A 24,310-nucleotide genomic window follows, 5' to 3' on the forward strand; every position below is an offset into this window, starting at 1 on the left:
AAGTGTGGGATGTTTGAAACTTAACTGAGATATAATCTAAATAATAAAACGATTGGAGGGTCTGGTTATGAAAGGAATGCAAATCTATGAACCGGCTATGTGCTGCCCTACTGGGCTTTGCGGAGTAAGCGTTGATCCTGAACTTCTTAGAGTTTCTACTGTCCTAGACTCATTAAAGAAGAACGGCATTGAGGTGCAAAGGTTTAATCTCTCAAGTTCGCCGCAGGAGTTTGTCAACAACAAATCAGTCAATAAATTTATAACTGAAAAAGGTGTTGATGAGCTGCCAGTTACTGTTTTAGATGATGAAATCGTGATAACAGGCAGATATCCTACAAATGAAGAATTTGCAAAACTGTTAAATGTTCCAAGCAGTTTTTTGGGAGAACAACCAAAGACTTTAAAATTAAAAGTAAAAAGCAAATCAGGAGATTGCGGGTGCTCTGGTGATAACTGTTGCTGATTTCAAGCTACTGTCTGATTGATAAGGGGTGGTAGCAGTAGAATCTGTATCAATAGAAAGGCGCAGCATATGAATAATTTTAACCCCAAAAAAATTGCACTTACAAAATATTTATTTTATACAGGGAAGGGTGGCGTTGGGAAAACCTCCACTGCCTGTGCCACTGCAGTCACCCTTGCCGACAGCGGGAAAAAAGTGCTGCTCATCAGCACTGATCCTGCCTCAAATTTGCAGGATGTGTTTAATGCCGACTTGAATAATAAAGGTGTTATAATTAATGAGGTGCCAAACCTTACTGTTGTAAACCTTGATCCGATACAGGCAGCAGCCGAATACAGAGAGAGCGTAATTGCACCTTATCGTGGGCTGCTTCCCGAAGCGGCGCTGAGCAACATGGAGGAGCAATTATCCGGTTCCTGTACGGTCGAGATTGCTGCGTTTAATGAGTTTTCTCATTTCATCACCGATGAAAAGGCCCAAAAAGAATATGACTATATCCTATTTGATACTGCGCCGACAGGTCATACCCTCAGAATGCTGCAATTGCCGTCAGCCTGGAGCAATTTTATCAGCGAAAACACCCATGGTGCATCTTGCCTGGGACAGCTGTCCGGTTTAGAAAGCAAGAAGGGAGTATACAAAAGGGCTGTGAACACCTTAGCCGATAGCAAGTTGACAACGTTAATCCTTGTTTCCCGCCCGGAAGAAGCTCCTCTCAAGGAAGCAGAAAGAGCATCTAAGGAGCTTGCCGACATCGGTATAAACAATCAGACAATGGTGATCAACGGTGTACTGACTTCTTACGATGACAGCATCTCCGAAAGTTTGTATCAGAAACAGCAAAAGGCACTTACAGAAATGCCCCAGGGCTTAAAGGGGATTACCGCCTACATGATACCGCTCAGAGCTTACAATATTACAGGTGTGGACAATGTGCGTGCTTTGCTTGCCAAAGATAACTGCATTGTAAGTGATGGAAAAATAACAGCCCGGACAATTCTGAAGTTGAAAGACGTGATTGACGATCTGTATCTTAGCAACAAAAAAGTGATTTTCACCATGGGCAAAGGCGGTGTGGGAAAGACCACGATTGCGGCAGCTATAGCGTTGGGATTATCGGCCAAAGGTAAAAAAGTGCATCTAACGACAACTGATCCTGCAGCGCATTTGAAATTCGTATTGGCTGAAAGCAGCGGAATCAGCATGAGTCGCATTGACGAACACGCCGAGCTCGAAAAATACAAAGAAGAAGTGCTTTCCAGAGCGAGAGAGACCCTGTCCGCTGGTGATATTGCTTATGTTGAGGAGGATCTGCGATCCCCTTGCACCCAGGAAATTGCTGTTTTCCGTGCTTTCGCAGAGATTGTAGACAAGGCGGATGAGGAAGTTGTGGTCATCGATACTGCACCGACCGGGCATACGCTTCTTTTGCTCGACTCGACCCAAAGCTATAACAATGAAATCAAGCGTTCGCAAGGCGATATTCCGGAATCTGCCAAAAAATTGCTGCCACGGCTGCGAAATCCTGATGAAACAGAAGTCATTATTGTAACGCTGGCTGAAGCTACACCTGTCTATGAAGCAATGCGTCTGGAAGAAGATTTGCAGCGCGCCAGTATTGCGGCAAAATGGTGGGTCATCAATTCCTCAATGTATCAAACAGGTACGACAAACCGATTGTTGTCCGCAAAGGCAAGCAACGAGGTTGAATGGATTAACAAGGTTGATTCCCATACAAATGGTAAGTTTGCTGTTATTCCCTGGAGTCCCGATGAAATAAAAGGCGATAAGCTAAAAAAGTTGATAATATAAAATGTAAGCAATTATCGCCTTCATTTTAAGATGTTTTACGATCAAAAGTTGGAGGTACTGCGCAAATACATTTTGGTATTAGCATAAGTGGAAGAAGTTCGGTAAAACCGGTCCAAGTGGATGCCGCAGTGGGTCCGGTTGTTGCGGATGAGTTGAAAGGAGAATACTTATGGCTTTAGATGTAAAAATAAAAGAATTAGTTGCCGTTGGCGCAGCTGTTGCTGGAAACTGTATCCCCTGCCTTCAGTGGCATTATAACAAATGCATTGAATTAGGCATTCCAATTGAGGATGTGAAAGAAGCTATCGAAATGGCAAGAATGGTCAAGGAAGTGCCTATTAAAAAAATTGATGAACTGGCGGAAAAACTTACAGGTACTCTAAAATAAAATGTCTAAGATAGTTATTTGTACTTTCTATAGAGAGATGGTACGAATAACTATTCTTGACAAGAAGGTCTTAAAACAATAATATATGCATATACGTATATGCATATATTATTGTTTTAAGAGGAGGTTAAAAAAATAAAAACTTTAATGGTAATACAAAACTTAACGAAGTAAACGCAAAGGTACAAAGACTCATGAAAGAGTATTTTTCTAGTAAAGGAAAATGAATGATGGATAAGCTTCTGGATTTCTTTGGTATTGTAGCAGACGAAACCCGTCTCAGGATCATTGGTCTCTTAAATCAGAAAGAACTTTGCGTCTGTGAGATGTGCGAGATTCTAGGATTATCACAGCCAAAGGTGTCTAGACACCTTTCCAAGCTTAGGGATGCAGGGATAGTCATAGATTCCCGGCAAGGACAGTGGGTTTTTTATTACCTTAATGTGAAAGACAATGTGATGAAAGATTTGTTATCCGTAATAGTAAATAACAAAGAACAGTATCCGGCATTGAAGACGGATTACCAAAAGCTCAAAAACCGGATTGAAGAGCATAAAATGTGTCATAGGGAAAATAAAGAAAAATAAAGGAGTGTGGATTGATGTCAACAATGAAAGGGCTGGCTGATCGTCTTAAAGAAATATTGGGTTTGAATAGGGAGCCTGTAGGGGTAAAGTTTTTGGATGAAAAAGGCCGGTCAGATTTAAAAAATAAATACGATAGTGAAACGAAGACCAGGTACTGTCAGGCTCTCATGCGGGCAGGCAAAGGTGAGAATATAATTATTACGAAAGATAATGTTTCCTGTCCTGCATCAGCAGCCGCTTTTGGAATAAAGCCACTGCCCGAAATGTTGCAGACAGGGCAAATGCTTTTAAATATGGGGCTGTTTGAGAGCCTTGAAGCTGGTAAGAAAGCCATGGATGGCATGACGCGGCTTGAACAAGGAAAATATCAAGCTGTTTTGCTAAGTCCGTTAGATAGTATTGAAATAGAACCGGATGTGGTTGTAATTGAATCAAAACCTGAGCATTTGATGTGGACAGCGCTTGCTTATATTTTTAAAACAGGGGACAGGTTATCGTTTAGTTCTGCCATATTTCAGGCAACTTGTGTAGATTCTACGGTAATACCTTTTGCCAAGGATACAATTAATTCAAGTCTGGGCTGTTATGGATGCAGAGACGCAACGGATATTGAAGATTCAGAATGCCTTATTGGGTTGCCTTATAAGAAGCTGGAAGAGGTCATCGATAATTTGGAGAAGTTATCCGAAAAGGCTATGAAAAAGACAAGAGTGAAAGAAGCCTTTCACTCTTTCAGCGGATGCGGAGAGTAGAGGTTAATTAGGGGTTAGGTTGCTTAACAAATTGTAATCTAGTCAAAAAGCCAATCTTTCCATCCCAAAATACTCTTCTGAAAATTAGATTAAAAGAATCTGGAGCCTGCGCTCCAGGTTCTTTTAATCTAAAAGGCTATGTTTTTTTAAGCATCTATCCAACGGAAAATCCAGAAGAACTATGAAAGCGTATAATTAAATGTTAAATGTTATACCTAGTAAGGTGACTTTGTTCTTGACTGCTTTGCAGGGGGCCGGAACAGCACTCTCTGTAGCTGAAAAAATGAATAGACGATGAATTGGTAGTGACATAGAAAAACGGTCTTTGTATACAATACTTGTGAGGAAGAACCAGAAGAATCGGAAACTCCCGCACTATCGACACAGGGTGGCATGGTGTATCCGACGGCGGAAGTACTGGAATCTGCGACCAAGAAGAAAGCACTTGTATGCATTGAGTAGGGGGCGCTCATTTATTACTCGGTGATTGGTATCATCTGCCAAGGAGATGAAGCTCTTCCGCAGCACGGTCAAACGAACGATTTCTCACCACAAAAAAAGCGACCACCTTCGCAAATAGCAAGGGTGGTATGAAAACGGTAGCCAATAATTGAAACAGAACTTGCCTATATTAACTACCACCTGCATTAGTAAGTTGTCTTGATAGGTTTTTAAAAACCATTTTTAACATTGGAAACATAAAATGGTCTTTATTCAAAGAATATAAATTCCAAACTGCTTCTTGACGTTTTATGAGCAGCCCATTTTCTGAAAGTATTTTTAAATGATATGAAAGGGCTGATTGTGATGTATTAAAGTATTCGGTTAATTCGCATACACATTTTTCTCCATTTTGGAAAAGGTAGAAAAGAATATTAAGCCGGAATTCATCGGATAATGATTTAAAGTAATCTGCATAATTAGAGATTGAAGTATCGATGTTAATGCCTCCTTTTATATCAAATTTGCTTGATATAGTTAATTATATGAACAATGCACTAAGACGTAAAGAAAACTCTCTTCAACCTCTAAAAAAATTTTATGAGCAGTTAATGATTCCATTCATGCATTCATTTCATCCTGAATATATTTCTTTATTTCTTCTTTACTTGGGACTCTGCCCATGGCCTTAACTTTGTTATTAACGACAACGCCAGGAGCCTTCATAACGCCATATTCCATTATCTTTTTCATGTCGCTAACCTTCTCAACCGTAGCCGTTATACCCAGTTCCTTAATTACCTCCTCTGTTGTCTTCTGTAGACCATAGTTTGAACAGCACGATACTAAAATTTTGATATTCATTAACAATCAACCCTTTCATTTTTTATATAGAACTTTAATAATCTCCTAGTGATCGGTACTTCCAACTTTTTAAACAAGAACTATATTGAAGAAGTAACCAATAAATATAATCGTGATTGCCATTATACCTACAAATACAGCGAGTAGTTTCGGCTTTAAAACCTTACGGAGAATGATCATTTCAGGAAGACTTAAAGCTGTTACCGCCATCATAAATGCCAGTGCCGTACCCATGGGCACGCCAACCTTGGTAAGCTCACTCACAATAGGAAGTGTACCTGCCGCATTGGAATAAAGAGGTATACCAATAAGAACAGCAAGTGGAACTGCCAGAGGATTGCTCCTCCCTGCATATTTTGCAAGCCAGTCACCTGGAGCCCAACCGTGTATGGCAGCTCCAATGACCAGACCAATAATAATATAGGGCCAGATTTTTTTAACTAGGTTTAGGTCATAACTCCATGCATCTGTAATCCGCTGCTTCCAGGTAGGCTTTACTATCTCAACATCACCCATCTTAATGTTACATACATCTTCCTCAAGATATTTTTCCATCTTTAGTTTGCCAATAATGGCTCCTGCAACAATCGCTACAGTTAATCCGGTTGCCATGTATAACAAGGCGATCTTCCAACCGAACAAACTCCAAAGCATAACAACAGCAACTTCATTTATCATCGGTGAAGCAATAAGAAATGAGAATGTTACGCCTAAGGGTATTCCTGCTCCTAAAAATCCAATAAAGACGGGAACAGCCGAACAAGAGCAGAAGGGGGTAACAATACCCAGAAGAGCAGCAAATATGTTGCCGATAAAACCTCTGGTTCTTCCGCCTTCCCCTAGAAGTTTCCTTGTCCTCTCTGGAGGGAAAAAACTTCGTATAATTGATACGATAAATATGATAATGATAAGCATCAGGAAGATTATAATCGTATCAGTGAAGAAGAATTCAACAGATTCTTTATAACGTGCTGAATCTAAAAATGCAGGATTTTGGCCCAATAAGTCCAAAATCCATCTTAAAAATGTCGTAAGTATATAGCCTAAAATATTTGCTATCCAACCAACTGCTGAAAACACGTATTTCACACCTTTCATATTCGCATTTTAAATTACTGTTCATTGCTGCTATCAATACCCGTCAAAGCCCTAAATATCTCAGATCGGTGAGAGCAATGTGTGGAAAGAATAAGCAGACTAACTTAGTTTATGGGTACTTGCATATCAAATAAATTTGTTGAATATATCAAATTTATTTGATATATTCATTGTATGCTAGTCATAACCGCATGTCAATACATCAAAAAAACTTGATATATATTTATTGTGGCTCAACCAAGAATCTAACTGTTCAAGGTTTTCAAAATCATTATCGATATGATAGATAGAATTTATAATGGATGAAAATAGATTTGTGGTGACAATAAAATTCATGGCAATATGAGTGGTTTAAAGGATGATGCCAAAATCAATGCATGGATATACCGGATAACCCGAAATACAATTGTTGACTACTACCGAAAGCAAAACAAGTCCATCGCATTAATGAAGTTTACGGAGAATTTAACCAATGTGGAGGACGAAGATTTGTCAGCAAGTGGGGAAATTGCATCATGTTTAAAGACAATGATAGAGCATTTACCTGAAAAGTATAAAGAAGCAATTATGTTAACGGAATTTTATGAACTAACGCAGAAGGAGTTAAGCGAAAGGCTTGGCCTTTCCCTGTCGGGAGCAAAATCCAAAGTACAACGGGCAAGGGGACTGCTTAAAGAAATGCTTTTAGGTTGTTGCCATCTTGAATTCGACCGATTGGGAAATATCATTGAGTATTCACACAAGACAAAGGACTGTAAGTTTTGTTAAGCAAAAGGTCATAAATTTGCATCCTTTTTTCATAGACTTCGTCTTTATATATGTAAAGTCTATAGACTAAGAAATATATAAGGAGTGTTTTATAATGGTTGCCGAAAACAATATTTTTGCAGATTGTTCCTGCTGCTCGGATTGTGCAGATGATTCACAGGATACCCAAGCGAATGGTGCAGGTGGCTGCTCCTGTGGTCCCGGCTGCTGTGATGCCACAAAGGATACCAATGCTGAAAAAAGGCTGATCGTTATCGACTTTTTATATCTGGATTTGAGTGTATGTACACGCTGTCAGGGTGCGGATTCAAGCCTTTGTGAAGGTTTGGCTGAAGTTTCAAAGGTACTTGAGGCGACGGGGGTTAATGTTGTTGTTAATAAAATCAATGTCCTCAGTGAAGAAATAGCCATTGCCCACAAGTTTGTTAGTTCACCCACGATTCGTATTAACGGACAGGATATTCAAATGGATGTCAAAGAAAGCCTTTGCGAATCTTGCGGGGATTTATGCGGTGATGAAGTAGAATGCCGTGTCTGGGTTTATCAAGGTAAGGAGTATACTGTGCCTCCAAAAGCGATGATCATGGAAGCAATTCTTAAAGAAGTATATGGAGGAGATAAGGGCAGCAATATCGTGGAACAGGAATATGTCATGCCTGAGAATCTAAAACAGTTTTATGCTGCAATGAAAAGCAATTCTTCTGGCTCAAAAAGCTGCTGCTAATTAACTCTTAAAAGAATCACTTCGGAAAAGAATAACTTATATACTTTTAATGATAACATAAGAGGTTGAGAATTGCTCTCAACCTCTTATGTTATCATTCGAATATTCTAAATCAGTATAGAATCAATTTAATAAAATAAATTTCCCAAAAGGCTCCGAAAAGTCAGGGCACTTTTTTGTTACCTAAAAATATTGAAGAAAAAAGTTGTATTTCCATCGTTAGAAGTACTTGATAAGATAAAAGAAAGGGGGAGCGTCGAAAAATTTAGTATAAAGATTTTATTGCTATATAAAGAAATATTGAAAAATGTATGAAATCGAAAGAATAGAAGTAAGAACCAAAAGTATTTTTTTTATAAATGTTTCTGGTAGAAATTTTTGTAGGTAAGCGCCAAAGTAAGTTCCAATAATTCCACCTACTCCCAACATCAATCCCAAAAGCCAGTCTGGGGAAACAGCGGAACTAGATACCGTCGTAACGGCTAATATTTGATAGTATACTACGCCCGCAATCGAGGTAATAAACGTGCTTGCCAAGGCAGCACCAGCCACAGTGTATATCGGGAGGGCAAACAGAGAAACGCAAACCGGTGAAATAATTGATCCTCCTCCAATCCCATATATTCCACCAATAAGGCCAACTATTAACGCAAGAATAAAAACGGGTATCGTCTTAAATGAATAGGTTTCTCCCCAAAACTCATATTCGACTTTCAAAAATGAAAGATATTTTGTCTTGACCACAGCTTCAGCAGGCAGCCCGGCAGTCAGACGGTTTTGATTCGCTTCTTTTCTTAGGACAACTTGTTCCGCAAATTTTTTGTTTAAGAGCGCGTTCTGCTCCTTAGTCTTTTTGTTCCAGCCAAAGATGTCCGAAAGAAGACGATAGGATAAGTATAAAAGCACAATTCCTACGAACAGTTTGAAGGCTTTAGGATTGGTAAGATAATGTATTCTGATCCAGGCGCCAACAAAAACGCCTGGAAGGGTGCCAATAGAGATGATACCTGTCAAAGCCCAGGCCATTCGTTTTTCTTTTATGTACCGATATAAGCCGCCGGGAGCAGCTATGACATTGTAAATTAAATTTGTGGGGCTAACAGCAGGACTATTAAAATGCAAAACACTAACCTGGAAAGGCAGTAACAGGAATGCGCCGGTAATCCCCGCAGAAGCAGAAATCGAAGATACGATCATAGCGACCAACGGCGGTATCAGCGGAAACACATCGACACCGGATACCGGGAAATGCATAATATCAATCTCCTTTTATCAGTCAGAGCATAAAATGCTCATTATTTACTCTTTTGAATTAATGTTGCGCTAATCTTAATTAAAACGATGCGCAGGCTCCCTGTTCATTAAAAAAACCTTGTTCTCAGGAATACGAAGCCATAGTTTTTGACCAATAGTATTTTTTAAACGCAGAAAGTCGTTGTTGGAGATTTCGGCCTGCAAAGATTTTCCCTGACAATTCACGATCACGGTGGTGGAAATAACGCCTTCAATCACTTCTGTTGCCTGGCATTCGAAGGTGTTGGATTCTTTGGTATTCTCCAGTGACAATATCAAATCATGTGACCGTACTCCCGCCATCATCTTTGATTGAAGTTCGGTATTGCTTTTTGATGTTTTCAAACATAAACTTCCGGATTTAATCAGCAGCGATCCGCCATCCTCACCGCTAACCTCTGCCTCAAAAAAATTTTTGCAGCCGGTGATCCTGGCAGCAGATACGGTCGCTGGATAACGGATGATCTCTTCCTTTTCCCCAATTTGCACAGATTTCCCCTTATCTAAGACCAAAATCCTGTCGCAAAGTCGGTAGGCTTCTTCAATATTATGCGTAACCAATAGAACAACACCATGATAGTTCTTTTTAATAATACTCAGTAATTCTTTTTCCAGTATTTGCTTTACATGGCTGTCCAAGGCTGAAAAAGGTTCGTCTAAAAGCAATAATTCCGGTTCGGTAATCAAGGTCCTGGCTAAAGCAACACGCTGCTGCTGCCCCCCTGATAATTGAGAAGGGTATTGGTTTTCGTGACCGTTCAGCTGCATTTTCTGGATCATCTCACTGACTTTCTCATGGTATTTGGCTTTATCTAGGTGCTGTATACCATAGGCAATGTTTTTATAAACAGTCAGGTGAGGAAATAAGGCATAATTCTGAAATACATAACCAATATTTCTATGCCGGGGAAGCACATTGACTTTTGTTCCTGAATTGAACAACTCTTTTCCGTTGAGCTTTATTGTTCCTTTGTCCGGGTGATAGAGCCCTGCGATACATTTTAAAGTCAGACTTTTGCCGCAGCCGGATGAACCGAGAATTCCCAAAACGCCTTTGCCGCTGGCAAAAGATGATTGCAGCGTAAAATTACCCAGTGTTTTCTCAATGGATACTTCGAGCATTTTTCCTCACCCCTTCTTCATCTTTTTTTCCAGCCGATTGACAATATACAAAACCGCAACGGCAACACTTGTCATGATCAGAACGAGAAAATTGGCCATATTATAATTACCGGCCTGCAAAGAGTCATAAATGGCAATTGGCATGGTGAGAGTTTTACCAGGTATGCTACCGGCAACCATTAATGTTGCGCCAAAATCCCCCAAAGCTCTGGCAAAGGACATGGTGATGCCGGAGATAATACCTCTCCAGGCAATCGGGATCATAATGGTCACAAATATATTGAATTCAGTTCTTCCCAAAAGTCTGGCCGCATTCAGGTAATCCTCGTTGATTTCGGAAAGAGCGGCCTTGGATGCTTTGATCAGATACGGAATGGACACGACAGTGGCGGCAATAACTGCCCCTGTCATTGTAAATACAATCATGATGTTGAACTGTTCTTCCAGAAATTTACCTACCCAGGAATTACGGCCCAGTAAGACCAGCAGATAATAGCCCAGGACTGTTGGCGGCAAGACAATGGGAAGGTTTGTCAGCGTATCGATAAAATCGCATAATTTTCCTTGGCGGCGGCTTAATAGATAGGCTAGCGGCAAACCACAAACAACTCCGATAAAAGTTGCGGTAAACGCCACCCGTAAGGACAAAAAAAGAGGGAAAAGGTCGATGTTCTCCATGTTTTTTACACTTCACCCGGCAGGACAAAACCATATTTTTTCATAATATTCCTGCCTTGCTCCCCGTTAACAAATTTTATAAAATCTCTAGCTACTTGCTCGTGTTGCGTCGTCTTAACGATGGCTATGGCTTGTTTCAAAGGGTTATGCAGTTTATCATCAAAGAGCAGGAAGTTGACATCATCTTTATTAACCACTGAAAGGGAGATAAAAGCTGCCTCAACATTGCCCGACTTTAAGAGTGTCAAGGTATCCTGAATATCTTTGCCATAGACCAATCTGTCTTTGAGCTGATCCCACAAACCCATGGATACCAGTGCTTCTTTGGCGGCCAAACCATAGGGGGCGTGATCTGGATTGGCGATGGCAATTTTCTTGAATTTCGGATTTAATAAATAGCTTGCTTCTTTAACCTGAAGTGGGCTGTTTAGGAGTGTTGCCACACCCACGCGACCAATGGCGTACAATTCTTTACTGTCGGCGATGATTCTGTCCTGAGCAATCAGGTCATCGACAAACTTGATATTGGCCGAGGCATAAACATCATATGGCGCACCATTGGCAATCTGTTCTCTGGCTGTCCCCGAAGATGAGTAGGTGATTTCAACTTCATTTCCGGTGGCTTTTTCGTACAATTCTCCTATTTCTTTAAAGGCAAGAGATAAATCAGCGGCAGCGGCAACGGTGATTTTCACGCCAGTTTTAGCAACCGTTTGATCAGCGGTATCCTTCGCTGTAGAAGTTGATGCCTTACATCCTGTCAGCGCAGCCATAAAAACGAATAATACTAAAATTCCAGCTATATATTTTCTATTCATAATTTTTCTCCTCGTATGCCTTATTGCTATTTGCGTTACCTAAGTATTGACATTAAAAAAACGCATCAAACGAGTGTGCGCTACGGCATGCTAAATAAGCATCGATCGCCACCTCCTTTTCATAGTGAAGGCATATTCGTTTCCAAATACACCCCGAGGGCTGTAAAGCCCTGGCCGGCTGCCAAAAAATAATTAGGCATTCCCGCTCGGAGATAATAATATTCAGTTCCGTTATGTTTCATTTCGTACATATTCGCACTTGAAATAAAATAAAATGTGCGATATAATACGAAACATAACATAGATGCATAATATATATGTTCTATATCTCAGATTATATTATTTGGAACAGTAAGTCAATATAGTAATAATTGGTATATAGCATTTTATTGAATTTCGCACATTGATCTAATGTTTAGGAGGATGCATATGACGGAAAAAAAGGCGCTTTCCACCCAAGATGTGGCTGCCATGCTGCATGTCAGCAAAAGTACGATTTATGACCTGATTAGAAAAGGCGAAATCAGCTCTTATAAAGTAGGAAGAAAGGTTCGTTTTACAGAAAATGACGTGCAGGATTATATATCCCGTTCTAAGAAAAGCCAATCTGCCCTTAATTCATCAGCAAATAACTTAGCCGACTTCAGCCTGCTCGGCAACGAAAAAAAACAAGAGGGTTTTATTATATGCGGTCAGGATTTGATTCTTGATATTCTTTCCAATTATATGAGACTGCACAATATTCCCGCCCTAAGGGCGTATATAGGAAGTTATGACAGTTTAGTTTCCCTATACAGAAATAAGATTAACGTTGCTTCCACACATTTGTGGGACAGTGATACAGATCAGTATAATGTACCCTATGTCAGAAGACTGCTTCCTGGTGTTCCTACTGTGATTATTCACCTTACATGCCGTATACAAGGATTGTATGTGGCCAAAGGCAATCCAAAAGGGATTATGACATGGGCAGATTTTGGAAGAGATGACATTACAATGATTAACAGGGAATATGGAGCTGGTTCAAGAGTCCTTTTGGATGAAAACTTAAAACTCCTTGGGATATATGGAAGTGCAATTAAAGGTTATAAGAAAGAAAACCAGTCACACTTAGCAGTTGCCAGCGCCATAAGCAGCGGACAAGCTGATGTGGCAGTGGGCAACGAAAAGATGGCGAGACAAGTTGATAATATTGATTTCATTCCTCTTAAGAAAGAACGCTATGATTTAGTTGTAAAAAAAGAAGATTTTCAATCGCCTGAAGTCCAAACAATGCTAAATATCATCCGTTCTGCAGCTTTCAAAAATGAATTTGCAAATATTGGTGGTTACGATACAAGCGACATGGGTAAAATCGTTGCAGAAATATAACGTGACATAGTAGCAATAACATTTCATTTCCCAAAAGTAGGCTGAGATGCGCAAAATGAAAGTAAATTCTTCCCATTATTGTGCTAAGAAAATAATTATGCTAATATAGAAATCAGTAAGGCAAAACCTTACTTGCGATGGGGCTCGCATATGCTATGGCTAATGGCTCCTACCTTTCAATTATGCAAGGTAGGAGCTTATTTTATTTATTTAAGGGGAGGGTGTAAGTATTAGTGGATCAGACTTTTTTAATTGCGACAGTATGGATTTTTTTAGCCTTTATGGCTAGTCTTATCTCAATTCGTCTAGGGATCTCTTTAGCTTTAATCGAAATCATAGTTGGCGTAGTTGCGGGGAATGTAATACACCTCCAGATTACCGACTGGGTAAATTTCCTGGCCAGCCTTGGAGCCGTCATTCTTACCTTTCTGGCAGGGGCTGAGATTGACCCTGCCAGCCTAAAGAAAAATCTCAAACAAAGTGTTGTTATTGGTTTCCTATCCCCTGTGTGCCTTGTGTTTGTGGAATGCTTGTAGCGTATTATTTGCTTGGTTGGGATGTAAATGCCTCGAAAATTACAGGTATTGCTTTATCTACTACTTCAGTTGCTGTTGTCTACGCCGTGATGGTCGAAAGTAGACTCAGTTCTACTTCTTTCGGGCAATCGATCCTGGCGGCTTGTTTTATTACCGACTTAGGAACGGTTCTGGCGTTAGGCCTTCTTTTCACAGGCTTTTCTTATAAATTGTTGATTTTTGCAGGAGCAGTCATTGTGGTATGTTTTGCCGGAATCCCGCTGGCCAAACGGATTTTTGAAAGATACAGCGGGAAAGTCAGTGAACCGGAGATTAAGTTTGTCTTGCTTATCCTTGTATTATTGGGTTACCTTGCGGTCTATTCCGGCAGCGAAGCGGTACTACCCGCTTACATTATCGGTCTGGCTATGGCAGGATTTTTCCTACAATATAAAGAGACACTCCATAAGATGCGGGCTATTGCCTTTGTCGCATTTACGCCGTTTTATTTTATCAAAGCAGGCTCTCTTGTTTCTTTAAAAACTCTTACTGTAACATTCTCGCTGATAGTAATCCTATTACTTGTCAAAGTTGGTGCTAAGTTCATCGGAGTACTTCCGGCAACCAAGTTCTTCAATTTCAAAAGGAGGGAAGGGATTTATACCACCCTTCTAATGAGTACAGGACTGACCTTCGGAACGATTTCTGCTTTATACGGTATAACAAACAAATATATTAATAGTTCTCAATATAGCGTGATTGTAACAGTCGTTATTCTAAGCGCTGTTATTCCGACCCTGATTGCCCAAAAATTCTTCTTCCCTAAAAAAGTTTTACAAGAACAAGTTTTACAAGGGGGACATGACGATGGAAGTAGATAAGATTCTTGTGTGTTATGAATTTTTACCAAGTGAGTTAAGCCGTACTTAGTATTATATAAACAATTTTAAAAATGGGAAAACATATTGACTAATATCGATATATTGTACATAATATAACATATCGACAAAAATAGATATGAGGTGGAAGAATTGGAGAGCAGGTATGAGAAAAATGCAAAGGTGTTTAAAGCACTCTGTGATCCAAACCGATTAATGATCATTGAGATGCTGCGAAGTGGAGAGAAATGTGCCTGTAAAATATTGGAGGAACTTAATATCGGGCAATCAACCTTGTCACATCATATGAAAATACTATGTGAATCAGGGCTTGTTGGTAGTCATCGTGTCGGAAAATGGACGCACTATTCACTAAATAAAGAGGGCTGTGAAACAGCAAAAAATCTATTAACTGAAATTACAACAGTAAAAGATAAGTGTGAGCTTAGCTGTTAAAGGAGGAGGTCTTAGGTGGTGAAGAAGATTGACACGACCCTAGCTGTCTTAGGTGGCGGTCCTGCCGGTTATGTCGCAGCTATACGGGCTGCCCAGCTCGGGGCAGATGTTGTTCTTATTGAAAATAAAGAGCTTGGTGGGGTATGCATGAATAGAGGATGTATTCCTACAAAAGCCCTGCTCAGGACTTCAGAGATTGTCTCAATCTTAAAGAAATCCAAAGAATTTGGAATTGAAGACAAAGGTATTAACATAAAATGGGATGTCAGCAATGAGCGAAAAAACCGTGTGGTTAAGAGTTTGGGTTTAGGTTTGGACCAATTGTTGCCCAAGTCAGGAGTCACTGTGCTCAAAGGCAGAGGTACAATCCAAAATCCAAAGATGATTTCTGTATGGACACAGGAAGAAGAAATAGAAGTTCATTGCGCCAAGATGATTATTACCACAGGGGCTAGACCATTAGTTCCTGATATAGAAAATATTCACAGCGAGGGTGTTTTAACAAGTAACGAGGCACTGCATTTGGAAAAGGTTCCCGAAAGTATGGTTATTATTGGGGCAGGCGTTATCGGCTTGGAATTTGCCACAATGTTTAGCGCTGTGGGCAGCAAGGTAACCATTCTTGAAATGATGGATCGAATACTTCCTATTGAAGATACTGAGATAGCCACTGAATTATTGAAAATTATGAAAAGACAAGGAATTTCCTTTAAGTTAGCTGCCACGGTTCAAAGAATTGAACAAACAGAGGATGGGCTTGAGGTACACTATATCGACAAGGACAAGAATTTAACCCTCAGCTGTGAAAAGATTTTGGTGGCTGTAGGAAGAAAACTCAATTCAGACAGTGAAGACTTTAAAAAACTAGGGCTGAACATTAATAATGGTGCCTTAGTAGTGAACGAAAACATGGAAACCAATATCGAAGGTGTTTATGCCGCAGGAGATGTAATAGGAGGAAATCTTTTGGCCCATCTTGCCTTTATGGAGGGGAAGACAGCCGCTGAAAATGCTTTGGGAATTGCTGGTAGAGTAAATTACAACGCGGTTCCGGCTTGTATTTATACCAATCCGGAAGTTGCTTCCGTAGGGATGACTGAGGAAGAAGCATCAAGTGCAGGAATAAAAGTGAAAGTTGGCAGATTTCAATTCAGAAACAATGGACGCGCCTTATGTTTAGGTGAACGAGATGGTTTTGTCAAAATTGTTGTCGAGATGGACAATACTATTATTGGCGGACAGATATTGGGAGCGAATGCTTCCGAAATGATTTCAGAAATAACCCTGGCTATTACTTTAAAAGCAAAGGCTGACACCATAGCCGACATGATCCATCCGCACCCTAGTTTGAATGAAGCTGTGTGGGAAGCTTGTGCAGATGCTGTAGGCAGGGCAATTCATAAAATATAACAAATAGGAGGATTTTATCATGGGAGAAAAAGAACGTTATGGATTTATTTTGTGTGTATGCACAGGAAAGTGTCCCGGTTTTCATGCGATGGATATTTGGGATTTCATCAATCAGGTAAGAGTTGAGCTACCGGTAGAATATGGATTTATTCATCCGCAACTCTGCGAAGAGGATGGCGACCGTTTTCTTGCCGACTTCTTAAAAGCAAATAGAAAAGTGATCATCGGGGCTTGTGCTCCCAATATGCAAAGAAAGATGTTCAAACAAGCTTTTAAAGATGCTGGTTTAGATGTAGAAAAAGACGCTGTAATGTTGGATATCCGTGATATGACCAATGAAAAGGCCTTTGATGTAGTTAAAAATGCGCTCAAGGAATTGGGATATGAAGGGGATGAATAATCATGAGTGAATCAACATTTATGGGCGTTTCCCGAGAAAAAATTGATTGGAGCCCAAGAATAGACTTCACGAAGTGCAACTATTGTATGGAATGTGTAGAATTTTGCCCTCATAAGGTATTTGAGGTGAATGAGGAGGCAGAACAAAAATTCAGTGTCAAGAACCCAAACAATTGTGTTGTGTTCTGCCGTGCTTGCGGAAAAACCTGTGGCTTAGATGCGATTGAGTTTCCCAACAAGACAGAAACCACCAAGCGGATCAAGGAAATCAGACAGGAGGCAGTAAGTGATGAGTAAAGCCTATGCGGTTTTACCCTGCAATGGTCTCGATAAATGTGCAGGGTGCATCACCAAAGAGGTTGCGGTAAAACTGACTCAAAAATCGGACAGCAAGATTATATGTCCAGTATTCTATCGCGTTTCGGATGCCCGATATAATAAATTAGCGGAAGAAAATCCTGTTATTGTTATCGATGGCTGTGCCACAAGATGTGCCAGCAAACTGGCAGCGGAAAAAGGAATTAAGGTTTCTAAGAAAATCAATATTGCGGACGAAGCAAAGACAAACAACATCGTCCTCGGGGAAAATTTGGTATTGGGTGAAAACGAATTGCGGTTAGCTGGAATTGTAACAGATAGCCTGTTAAAAGAGGAGTATAAGCTGCTAACAAAGAACGAGCAGAATAAGGCTGAAGATTCATCGGCTTTTCCTGAAAGCTTCGAGTATGAAAGCTATACCAAGGATAAGTTTGTATTTCGATTGCCTAAAGAAGAAGGGTTTTACTTCAATGAAAATGACTGCTGGGCCTATGTGATTGGTAATAAAGCACGAGTCGGCGTAACTGATTTTGTCCAAAAAAGCTTATCGGACATTATGTTTTTTACTCCGCCTGCTCTGGGCAGTCAGATTGAACAGTTTGAAGAAGTCGGTACAATTGAATCAGGCAAAGCAGTATTTGAAATTGTCTGTCCGGTAAGCGGAACTGTCACGGCGGTGAATTATAAGCTGTTAGAAGCACCTGAACTTATCAATCAAAATCCTTATGAAGAGGGCTGGATTGCAGAACTTGAATTAGCAGACTTTGAGAGTGATAAGGAACTTCTTCATACCTTTGATACTTACTTTAAAATATTAAAGCGAAAGGTAGATGAATTCCATGTCTAAAATAAAAATAATACCCTGCAGTGGTATTGGAAAAGCCTTTGGTCTTATGACAAGAGAAGCTGTATTTCAAGTGACCAATAAACTTAACCCCAAAGAAGCTGAAACTGCCTGTCTTGCTCATATTATTACCGGAGATGCCGAGGGTAGGGATAAAGTAGCAGGTCAAAGATGTATCACAGTCGACGGGTGTCCTAAACTTTGTGCTGCTAAAAGCGTGGAATTTGAGGGCGGGATTGTCAAACAACAATTTAGGGTTATTGATGAGATGAAGAACCATAAGGGTGTTAATCCAGGAACGGGTACGGCACTTTCTGAAGACGGTTGGATCATTGTAGATGAACTGGCTGAAAAAATCTCTGCGAAAGTTACAGAATTGGTGGAGGAGGGAAAAAACAATGCCTGACGTACAAATTGGGGTGCTGTCTTGCAGCGGCGAAGAATGTCTTGGCGGTACAATCTCCAGACTTGCTACGCGCAAAGTGATGGAAAAGCTGCGGATAGGCCGGACAACTTCACTTTGCCTGCCGCTTTATATAGCTGGAGGTGAGGAGGAACGCAATTTTGCCAAAGCGTATCCTGTAATTTCTGTAGATGGCTGTGACAAAAGCTGCGCCAAAAAGGCGACAGAAAGGTTTAGCGGTGATGTGAGTGAAGCCTTGGTTATTTCCGATATTTTAGGGGAAGAGGCTGCCTTGGATAAGACTGTATCGGCGAGGGATTTAACCGAGGAGCATTATACAATGGTGGATAAAATAGCGGAAGAAATATGCAAAAAAGTTGATAAGATAGTGGCTGAATAAGGAAAGCTTGACTATTGATCATATATTTTAATTTATTGAGGGAGGATATTATGAATATCAAAATTGAACCAACAGTGTTTGCGGAGCTAAAGGATGCTATGACAAAGGAAGGAAAAACAGCGGCAAGATTTTATGCTTCAGGATGTGGCTGCAAAGGACCGGTGTTTGATATTTCTTTTGATCATGTGAAAGAAGACGATGTGGTTGAAGAGTTCGAAGGCACTAAATTTGTTTATGAAAAAGATTTTGCAGCGGCGTTAAAGGCTCCGGAAATTATTAAGACCGAAAATGGTTTTGCTGTAAAACGCTCCGCTTGCGGTTGTTAATGATTGAAAGGCTAAGCTAAGCTAAATGCAGACGTATCGTTCATGATGCGTCTGCATTGCCAAAATAAAAGATATACTTCATAGAGAGGCAAAAATGATTAACGTTATTAACAATTCAACCAATCCTTTTATAAATTTAGCCTTGGAAGAATACTTTTTAAAATACAAAGCTTTAAAAGATGATGTCCTGATACTATGGCAAAATGAGCCGGTTGTCGTAGTCGGAAAGAATCAGAACACCTATGAAGAACTCAATGCAGAGTATATAGAGAACAAAAACATTAAAGTCGTAAGAAGATTATCCGGAGGCGGCGCAGTATACCATGACTTGGGCAATTTGAATTTCACTATCATAAAAAACAATGCAGAGGTATACAGAAACGATTTTTCATTTTTTGCTATGCCCGTGATAAAGTGTTTGGAAATCTATGATGTAACAGCATCGTTCAGCGGCAGAAATGATATTTTGATTGATGGCAAAAAGTTTTCTGGAAATGCGCAATATTTTTATAAAGATAAGGTTCTTCATCATGGCACTCTTTTGTTTTCCAGTGATTTAACAGTATTAGCCAAAGCATTAAAAGTAAGACAAGATAAGTTTGAGTCCAAAGGAATTAAATCTATGCAAAGCAGGGTTGCCAATATTGGTGATTATATTGATAAAGATATTACCTTAGCGGAGTTCCGCCAGACGCTTATTAGGAGCATGTTTGACTATGAACAAGAGCCGGTCAGGCATTATGATTTGACAGCTGAGGATATAACGGCAATTACCGAATTAGAAAAAACAAAATACAGTACATGGGACTGGAACTATGGACAATCGCCAAAGTCGAACTATAAGAAGGAAATGAGATTTACTTCAGGAATGGTATCGCTGGAAATGAACATAGAGGACGGTTTGATTACCCAATTAAAATTATACGGAGATTTCTTTGAGGAAAATCCAAAAGAAATATTAGAGAATTTGTTTATTGGTGAAAAATACGATCTTGTTGTAATCAGAAACATAATAGAAAAGGCGGATGTTTCGCGATATATACATAAGCTGAGCAATGATGAATTTATAGAATTATTTTTCTAGAAAACATAGAAAAGACTGTCGCGGATGTGGAGGAGACTGTTAATCGTTGAGGATATTAATAGGAAGATCAAACCAGGTGATAAGACTAGTAAAAGTACTTAGGCTGTGATAAATAGACTAAAAAATTATTGGGGGATTAATTACAATGGAAAACAGCCAAAAAGAAAGCATGTTCAAAAAACATGCATTAAAAATTATCATTCCAATCCTCATTATTCTAGCTATTGGTGCGATATGGTTCATTAAAAATGATGAACAAAAGCCAATGGCTGATAATATAGTAGGCTCTGACATCAGTACGGCAGAATCAGCAGACTTTGCACTTCATGTTACAGAGAAACTAGACCTTGAGAAGCTTAAATCCTACGGACTGCCCATTATGATAGACTTTGGTGCTGATTCCTGTATCCCGTGTAAGGAAATGGCCCCTGTTTTGGCGAAACTAAACGAGGAACTGCAGGGAAAAGCAATCATTAAATTTGTCGATGTGTGGAAATATCAAGAACTGGCAGAAGGATATCCAATTAGTGTGATCCCTACACAGGTATTTTTTGATAAGGACGGTAAACCATATACTCCATCTGACCCCAAAGCCTCTCAAATGAAGATGTACTCTTTAAAGGATACGAACGAGCATGTATTTACGACTCATGAAGGCGGTATGACAGAGGAAACGATTCGTGCTGCACTGAAGGAAATGGGGTTAAAGGAATGATAAATCTGTGGCTGGAAACATTGTCAACACTCATTTCTGAAAGTTTTTGGCTTGCGCCGATACTGGCGTTGCTTGCGGGAGTATTAACCTCTATCACTCCTTGTGCACTGACAAGTGTTCCTCTTGTGATAGGATATGTTGGCGGTACAGGGAATAATGATCCTAAAAAAGCCTTCAGATTATCACTTGCATTTGCCCTTGGAATGGCAGTTACTTTTACAACCCTCGGAACAGCCGCTTCATTGCTAGGGAAACTTATTGGAACATCAAGTCCGTGGTGGTACATTGCACTGGGTGTTTTAATGGTGTTGATGGCACTCCAAACTTGGGAAGTGTATAATTTTATTCCCTCTACATTTCTCACAAGCAAAACAACAAAAAAAGGATACATAGGAGCATTCGTTACAGGAATATTGGGTGGGGTGTTTTCATCACCTTGTGCAACTCCTGTATTAGTTGTTTTATTGGGTATTGTAGCTCGGAGTGGAAATGTAGCATGGGGAGTGCTACTCCTGCTCTTATACTCAGTTGGCCACAGTGTGCTGGTATTGGCAGCAGGAACATCTGTGGGCTTGGTGAAAAAAGTGACTTCCAGCGGAAGATATGGCATCTTCAGTAAAGTATTAAAGTATTTTATGGGTGGGGTCATTTTACTGATTGCATTTTATATGTTTTATTTAGCGTTTTAGCTATAAAAAAACAAGGAGGCTGTTGATTATGGGCATCTACTTGGATAATGCCGCAACATCATTTCCTAAACCTAAAACTGTTGTCCAATCTATGTATGATTTTATGATAGAAAATGGTTGCACATCCGGTCGTGGCGCTTATGAAAAAGCAATTGAAGCCGACATGCTCGTTTATCAAACCCGCAAAGCAATTGCTAATTTTTTTAATTTTAACGACCCCAAAAAAGTTATCTTTACTTCCAATATTACAGAATCATTGAATCTGGCTATAAAAGGTATTCTGAAAAAAGGAGACCATGTCATTGTAAGCAGCGTGGAGCATAATGCAGTATGGCGGTGTATTAAGACTGTTGAAAGAGATTTAGAAATTAGTATTTCTAAAATACCTTGTTCGGAGGAAGGTTATACAAATGCCAATGATATTGAAAAACTAATAAAAAAAAATACCTCTTTGGTAGTCATAAATCATGCTTCAAATGTTCTGGGTACGATTCAGCCTATCGAGGAGATTGGCCGAAGATGCAGAATACATAACATCCCATTTTTGGTTGATGTCGCTCAAACAGCAGGGGCTCACTCTATTGATATAGTCAAGCAAAATATTGATTTGCTGGCCTTTACCGGGCACAAAAGTCTCCTTGGCCCTATGGGTATCGGAGGTCTTATTATAAACTGGGAAGGAGACATATACCCGCTAAAGTCTGGTGGAACCGGCGGTGATTCTGCTTATGAATATCAGCCCGATTATTATCCGAACAGATTTGAAACTGGAACTTTAAATGTTCCAGGAATAATTGGTCTGCACGAAGGTCTAAAATTTATTCAAAAAGAGGGTCTAAATCATATCGTTAAAAAGGAAATTGAACTTGTGAATTATGCTTTGATGAGATTAAAAGAAGTTGACGATATAAAAATTTACGGTCCTCAAGACAGCAGTAAAACAGTTGGGGTCATCCCATTTAATTTAAAGAATAAATCCTGTAATGAAGTAGCCTATGAATTAGACCAAAACTTCAGCATCATGATCCGCTCCGGGCTACATTGTGCTCCGAGTGCACACCAAATTATTGGTACCGAAAAATCAGGCACGTGCAGAGTAGGGATAGGCTATTTTAATGAAAAACATGAACTTGATCATTTGGTTGAAGCACTAAAATCAATAAGTAGCAATTAACATATTATTCGAGGGGTGTTAAAAATGTACCTAGAGAAAATACAAATTACATTTATCGAACCGTGTACAGCCGATACTGAAAAAATGAGGTTTAAAGCAAAATTTTCGAGAGATATTGCAGATATTTTACCCTACTTAAACCGTCGGATAAAAACTGCGCAATATAACGACCAAGCAAAAAACCTTACATTTAATCAAGGAATTAAAATGATTACAATCTACAGGGATTCTTTGGCTGTTGCAAAAGTTATCAATGAGTCCGAGGCTTATGAAATGAGCGATACTATAAAAGATCTAATCAACGAAACACATGATACGAAAGATTTGCTTGTCCCCATGTATGAAACGCGCAAAAAACCATCAGTCTTGGATATATATAGATATTTACCAAAAACCAATTGCAAAATGTGCGGGGAGCTATCCTGTATGGCATTTGCAGCCAAACTAATATCTTCCTCTAAAAATATAGAATTATGTACACCTCTTTCCCTTCAGGATAAAAAAGAAAACTTTAATGAAATTGTTGAACTTTTAGATTTTTAATTCAATTATTTACATTTTCTGTATAGTGAAGAGGACAATGTTTTCTTGACTTTTTAAATATTAATTCTGAAAAACATTGTTAACTATTTCACAGTCATATAATATATAAATATATAATTATATGTTTATAAGGAGCTAAATAAATGTTTGAAAGCCGATTTAAAGCCCTGGGAGAACCAACTCGCTTAAATATTATTAAACTATTATCTTTTAAAGATTTATGCGTCTGCGAGCTTGAAGAAATTATGCAAATTAGTCAGCCGCGCATATCCCAGCACCTTAAGGTTTTGAAACAATCCGGTTTGGTCAAGGAACGAAAGGAAGGGCAGCGTCGAGTATGCAGTTTAAATACTGCCTTGCTGAACAATACGATGGAAGAGTTTATGGATTATATTGCCAAACCACTTCAGGAAATTCCGGAATTAAACGAAGCGTATGAGCGATTAGTGGATCTTGATGGCGAATCCTGTACAAGAAAACTGAAGCAATAAGACTTCCAAGTGTTTTGGAAAAAAACTTAATTTTAATCAATACTAAGAAGTTAAGAGAAGAAAGGTAGATGAATTTAATGTCTGAAAAAGTAAAAGTAGTTCCCTGCAGCGGGATAGGCAAGGTTCACGGTCTTTTAGCCAGAGAGATTGCCTTGAAGATCGTAAGCGAGCTTTGCGTGGCAGAAACGGAATCCCCCTGTTTAGCCTACATTGTAACCGAAGACCCAGAAATCAAAGAGAAAATTGCCCAGGGAAAATGTGTAACCATCGATGGCTGTCCCAAAATGTGTGCGGCTAAAAGCGTAGCGCATGCAGGAGGTAGTGTCGCAGAAGAGATTCGGATTCTGGAGATACTGAAAGACTACCGGGGAATTCAACCGGGGAATGCTACTGCTTTAAACGATGATGGTTGGAAAATTGTGGACGAGGCGGCACTCAAAGTTGCGGACCGAGTTCAAAAAGTATATGAAAGCGAGGTATGAAAAA

30 protein-coding genes, 1 pseudogene and 1 riboswitch are annotated in these 24,310 nt (G+C 39.6%); of the genes and pseudogenes, 24 read left to right on the plus strand and 7 right to left on the minus strand.

The annotated features are described in order from the left end of the window. The first annotated feature begins 67 nt into the window (after positions 1–67). The 5 genes from arsD to DHBDCA_RS00725 all read left to right on the plus strand — a co-directional run bounded on the left by arsD (position 68) and on the right by DHBDCA_RS00725 (position 4,002). On the plus strand, positions 68–463 hold the full coding sequence (gene arsD, locus DHBDCA_RS00705) for an arsenite efflux transporter metallochaperone ArsD (protein ID WP_015042209.1): 396 nt from the start codon (positions 68–70) through the stop codon (positions 461–463). A gap of 69 nt (positions 464–532) precedes the next feature. After that, complete coding sequence (arsA, locus tag DHBDCA_RS00710; RefSeq protein ID WP_015042210.1) at positions 533–2,275, plus strand: arsenical pump-driving ATPase; 1,743 nt, start codon at positions 533–535, stop codon at positions 2,273–2,275. A 169-nt stretch (positions 2,276–2,444) separates the two neighbouring features. Next, positions 2,445–2,663, plus strand: coding sequence for a carboxymuconolactone decarboxylase family protein (locus tag DHBDCA_RS00715; protein WP_015042211.1), 219 nt, complete (start codon positions 2,445–2,447; stop codon positions 2,661–2,663). 227 nt (positions 2,664–2,890) lie between these two features. After that, positions 2,891–3,250: an ArsR/SmtB family transcription factor gene (locus DHBDCA_RS00720; RefSeq protein ID WP_015042212.1), complete on the plus strand. Its 360-nt coding sequence runs from the start codon at positions 2,891–2,893 to the stop codon at positions 3,248–3,250. A 14-nt stretch (positions 3,251–3,264) separates the two neighbouring features. Continuing rightward, on the plus strand, positions 3,265–4,002 hold the full coding sequence (locus tag DHBDCA_RS00725) for a DUF169 domain-containing protein (protein ID WP_015042213.1): 738 nt from the start codon (positions 3,265–3,267) through the stop codon (positions 4,000–4,002). Between the two features lie 631 nt (positions 4,003–4,633). On the opposite strand, the gene DHBDCA_RS14775 is transcribed toward DHBDCA_RS00725, so the two are convergent. The 3 genes from DHBDCA_RS14775 to DHBDCA_RS00735 form a co-directional block, all read right to left on the minus strand. Further along, the gene (locus DHBDCA_RS14775) at positions 4,634–4,978 is read right to left on the minus strand and encodes an ArsR/SmtB family transcription factor (RefSeq protein ID WP_343205471.1); all 345 of its coding nucleotides are present in this window, start codon (positions 4,976–4,978) and stop codon (positions 4,634–4,636) included. 86 nt (positions 4,979–5,064) lie between these two features. After that, positions 5,065–5,307: a thioredoxin family protein gene (locus DHBDCA_RS00730; RefSeq protein WP_041225758.1), complete on the minus strand. Its 243-nt coding sequence runs from the start codon at positions 5,305–5,307 to the stop codon at positions 5,065–5,067. A gap of 69 nt (positions 5,308–5,376) precedes the next feature. After that, positions 5,377–6,387 (minus strand): permease, encoded by a 1,011-nt coding sequence (locus DHBDCA_RS00735; protein WP_015042215.1) that lies wholly within the window; start codon positions 6,385–6,387, stop codon positions 5,377–5,379. Between the two features lie 348 nt (positions 6,388–6,735). On the opposite strand from DHBDCA_RS00735, the gene DHBDCA_RS00740 reads away from it, so the two are divergent. After that, positions 6,736–7,173 carry a sigma-70 family RNA polymerase sigma factor gene (locus DHBDCA_RS00740; protein WP_256364958.1) on the plus strand — a complete coding sequence of 146 codons (438 nt, stop codon included), beginning with the start codon at positions 6,736–6,738 and terminating at the stop codon, positions 7,171–7,173. Positions 7,174–7,267: 94 nt separating this feature from the next. After that, entirely contained in the window at positions 7,268–7,897 is a 630-nt protein-coding gene (locus DHBDCA_RS00745; protein WP_015042217.1) for a DUF2703 domain-containing protein, read from the plus strand. Between the two features lie 285 nt (positions 7,898–8,182). Here the strand turns inward: DHBDCA_RS00745 and DHBDCA_RS00750 are convergent, their stop codons facing one another. The 4 genes from DHBDCA_RS00750 to modA form a co-directional block, all read right to left on the minus strand. Next, the gene (locus DHBDCA_RS00750; protein ID WP_015042218.1) at positions 8,183–9,151 is read right to left on the minus strand and encodes a sulfite exporter TauE/SafE family protein; all 969 of its coding nucleotides are present in this window, start codon (positions 9,149–9,151) and stop codon (positions 8,183–8,185) included. A gap of 75 nt (positions 9,152–9,226) precedes the next feature. Then, positions 9,227–10,312, minus strand: coding sequence for a sulfate/molybdate ABC transporter ATP-binding protein (locus DHBDCA_RS00755; protein WP_015042219.1), 1,086 nt, complete (start codon positions 10,310–10,312; stop codon positions 9,227–9,229). A gap of 6 nt (positions 10,313–10,318) precedes the next feature. Continuing rightward, entirely contained in the window at positions 10,319–10,990 is a 672-nt protein-coding gene (gene modB / locus DHBDCA_RS00760) for a molybdate ABC transporter permease subunit (RefSeq protein ID WP_015042220.1), read from the minus strand. Between the two features lie 5 nt (positions 10,991–10,995). After that, positions 10,996–11,808 (minus strand): molybdate ABC transporter substrate-binding protein, encoded by an 813-nt coding sequence (gene modA / locus DHBDCA_RS00765; RefSeq protein WP_015042221.1) that lies wholly within the window; start codon positions 11,806–11,808, stop codon positions 10,996–10,998. A gap of 96 nt (positions 11,809–11,904) precedes the next feature. Further along, positions 11,905–12,032, minus strand: a riboswitch (molybdenum cofactor riboswitch). Between the two features lie 205 nt (positions 12,033–12,237). On the opposite strand from modA, the gene DHBDCA_RS00770 reads away from it, so the two are divergent. From DHBDCA_RS00770 to DHBDCA_RS00850, 17 genes and pseudogenes are all read left to right on the plus strand, one after another. Then, on the plus strand, positions 12,238–13,179 hold the full coding sequence (locus tag DHBDCA_RS00770; protein WP_015042223.1) for a substrate-binding domain-containing protein: 942 nt from the start codon (positions 12,238–12,240) through the stop codon (positions 13,177–13,179). Between the two features lie 281 nt (positions 13,180–13,460). Continuing rightward, a pseudogene (locus DHBDCA_RS00775) lies at positions 13,461–14,575 on the plus strand (cation:proton antiporter). Between the two features lie 150 nt (positions 14,576–14,725). Continuing rightward, a complete protein-coding gene (locus tag DHBDCA_RS00780) occupies positions 14,726–15,028 on the plus strand; it encodes an ArsR/SmtB family transcription factor (RefSeq protein WP_015042226.1) in 303 nt (100 codons plus the stop codon). 18 nt (positions 15,029–15,046) lie between these two features. Then, positions 15,047–16,438 (plus strand): dihydrolipoyl dehydrogenase, encoded by a 1,392-nt coding sequence (gene lpdA, locus DHBDCA_RS00785; protein WP_242824937.1) that lies wholly within the window; start codon positions 15,047–15,049, stop codon positions 16,436–16,438. 19 nt (positions 16,439–16,457) lie between these two features. Beyond that, a complete protein-coding gene (locus DHBDCA_RS00790) occupies positions 16,458–16,838 on the plus strand; it encodes a hypothetical protein (protein WP_015042228.1) in 381 nt (126 codons plus the stop codon). Between the two features lie 2 nt (positions 16,839–16,840). Next, on the plus strand, positions 16,841–17,134 hold the full coding sequence (locus DHBDCA_RS00795; protein ID WP_015042229.1) for a 4Fe-4S dicluster domain-containing protein: 294 nt from the start codon (positions 16,841–16,843) through the stop codon (positions 17,132–17,134). Continuing rightward, the gene (locus DHBDCA_RS00800) at positions 17,127–18,002 is read left to right on the plus strand and encodes a putative zinc-binding protein (RefSeq protein ID WP_015042230.1); all 876 of its coding nucleotides are present in this window, start codon (positions 17,127–17,129) and stop codon (positions 18,000–18,002) included. Before DHBDCA_RS00795 ends, DHBDCA_RS00800 begins: the two co-directional genes overlap by 8 nt. Beyond that, complete coding sequence (locus DHBDCA_RS00805; RefSeq protein ID WP_015042231.1) at positions 17,995–18,405, plus strand: putative zinc-binding protein; 411 nt, start codon at positions 17,995–17,997, stop codon at positions 18,403–18,405. Before DHBDCA_RS00800 ends, DHBDCA_RS00805 begins: the two co-directional genes overlap by 8 nt. Further along, positions 18,398–18,802: a putative zinc-binding protein gene (locus tag DHBDCA_RS00810; RefSeq protein ID WP_015042232.1), complete on the plus strand. Its 405-nt coding sequence runs from the start codon at positions 18,398–18,400 to the stop codon at positions 18,800–18,802. Before DHBDCA_RS00805 ends, DHBDCA_RS00810 begins: the two co-directional genes overlap by 8 nt. Before the next feature lie 50 nt (positions 18,803–18,852). Next, positions 18,853–19,128: a hypothetical protein gene (locus DHBDCA_RS00815; RefSeq protein WP_015042233.1), complete on the plus strand. Its 276-nt coding sequence runs from the start codon at positions 18,853–18,855 to the stop codon at positions 19,126–19,128. A 94-nt stretch (positions 19,129–19,222) separates the two neighbouring features. Further along, positions 19,223–20,212: a lipoate--protein ligase gene (locus DHBDCA_RS00820; RefSeq protein WP_015042234.1), complete on the plus strand. Its 990-nt coding sequence runs from the start codon at positions 19,223–19,225 to the stop codon at positions 20,210–20,212. A 145-nt stretch (positions 20,213–20,357) separates the two neighbouring features. Further along, on the plus strand, positions 20,358–20,927 hold the full coding sequence (locus tag DHBDCA_RS00825) for a thioredoxin family protein (RefSeq protein WP_015042235.1): 570 nt from the start codon (positions 20,358–20,360) through the stop codon (positions 20,925–20,927). Continuing rightward, positions 20,924–21,616, plus strand: coding sequence for a cytochrome c biogenesis protein CcdA (locus tag DHBDCA_RS00830; RefSeq protein ID WP_015042236.1), 693 nt, complete (start codon positions 20,924–20,926; stop codon positions 21,614–21,616). The genes DHBDCA_RS00825 and DHBDCA_RS00830 overlap by 4 nt, the downstream gene beginning before the upstream one ends. Positions 21,617–21,644: 28 nt before the next feature. Next, positions 21,645–22,790 carry an aminotransferase class V-fold PLP-dependent enzyme gene (locus DHBDCA_RS00835; protein ID WP_015042237.1) on the plus strand — a complete coding sequence of 382 codons (1,146 nt, stop codon included), beginning with the start codon at positions 21,645–21,647 and terminating at the stop codon, positions 22,788–22,790. 24 nt (positions 22,791–22,814) lie between these two features. Beyond that, entirely contained in the window at positions 22,815–23,333 is a 519-nt protein-coding gene (locus DHBDCA_RS00840) for a (Fe-S)-binding protein (protein WP_015042238.1), read from the plus strand. A 143-nt stretch (positions 23,334–23,476) separates the two neighbouring features. Next, positions 23,477–23,824: an ArsR/SmtB family transcription factor gene (locus DHBDCA_RS00845; RefSeq protein ID WP_015042239.1), complete on the plus strand. Its 348-nt coding sequence runs from the start codon at positions 23,477–23,479 to the stop codon at positions 23,822–23,824. A gap of 68 nt (positions 23,825–23,892) precedes the next feature. Continuing rightward, on the plus strand, positions 23,893–24,306 hold the full coding sequence (locus tag DHBDCA_RS00850) for a putative zinc-binding protein (protein ID WP_015042240.1): 414 nt from the start codon (positions 23,893–23,895) through the stop codon (positions 24,304–24,306). Positions 24,307–24,310 lie beyond the last annotated feature (4 nt).

This window comes from Dehalobacter sp. DCA (genome assembly GCF_000305775.1).
In the GTDB taxonomy this organism is placed as follows: Bacteria; Bacillota; Desulfitobacteriia; order Desulfitobacteriales; family Syntrophobotulaceae; genus Dehalobacter; species Dehalobacter alkaniphilus.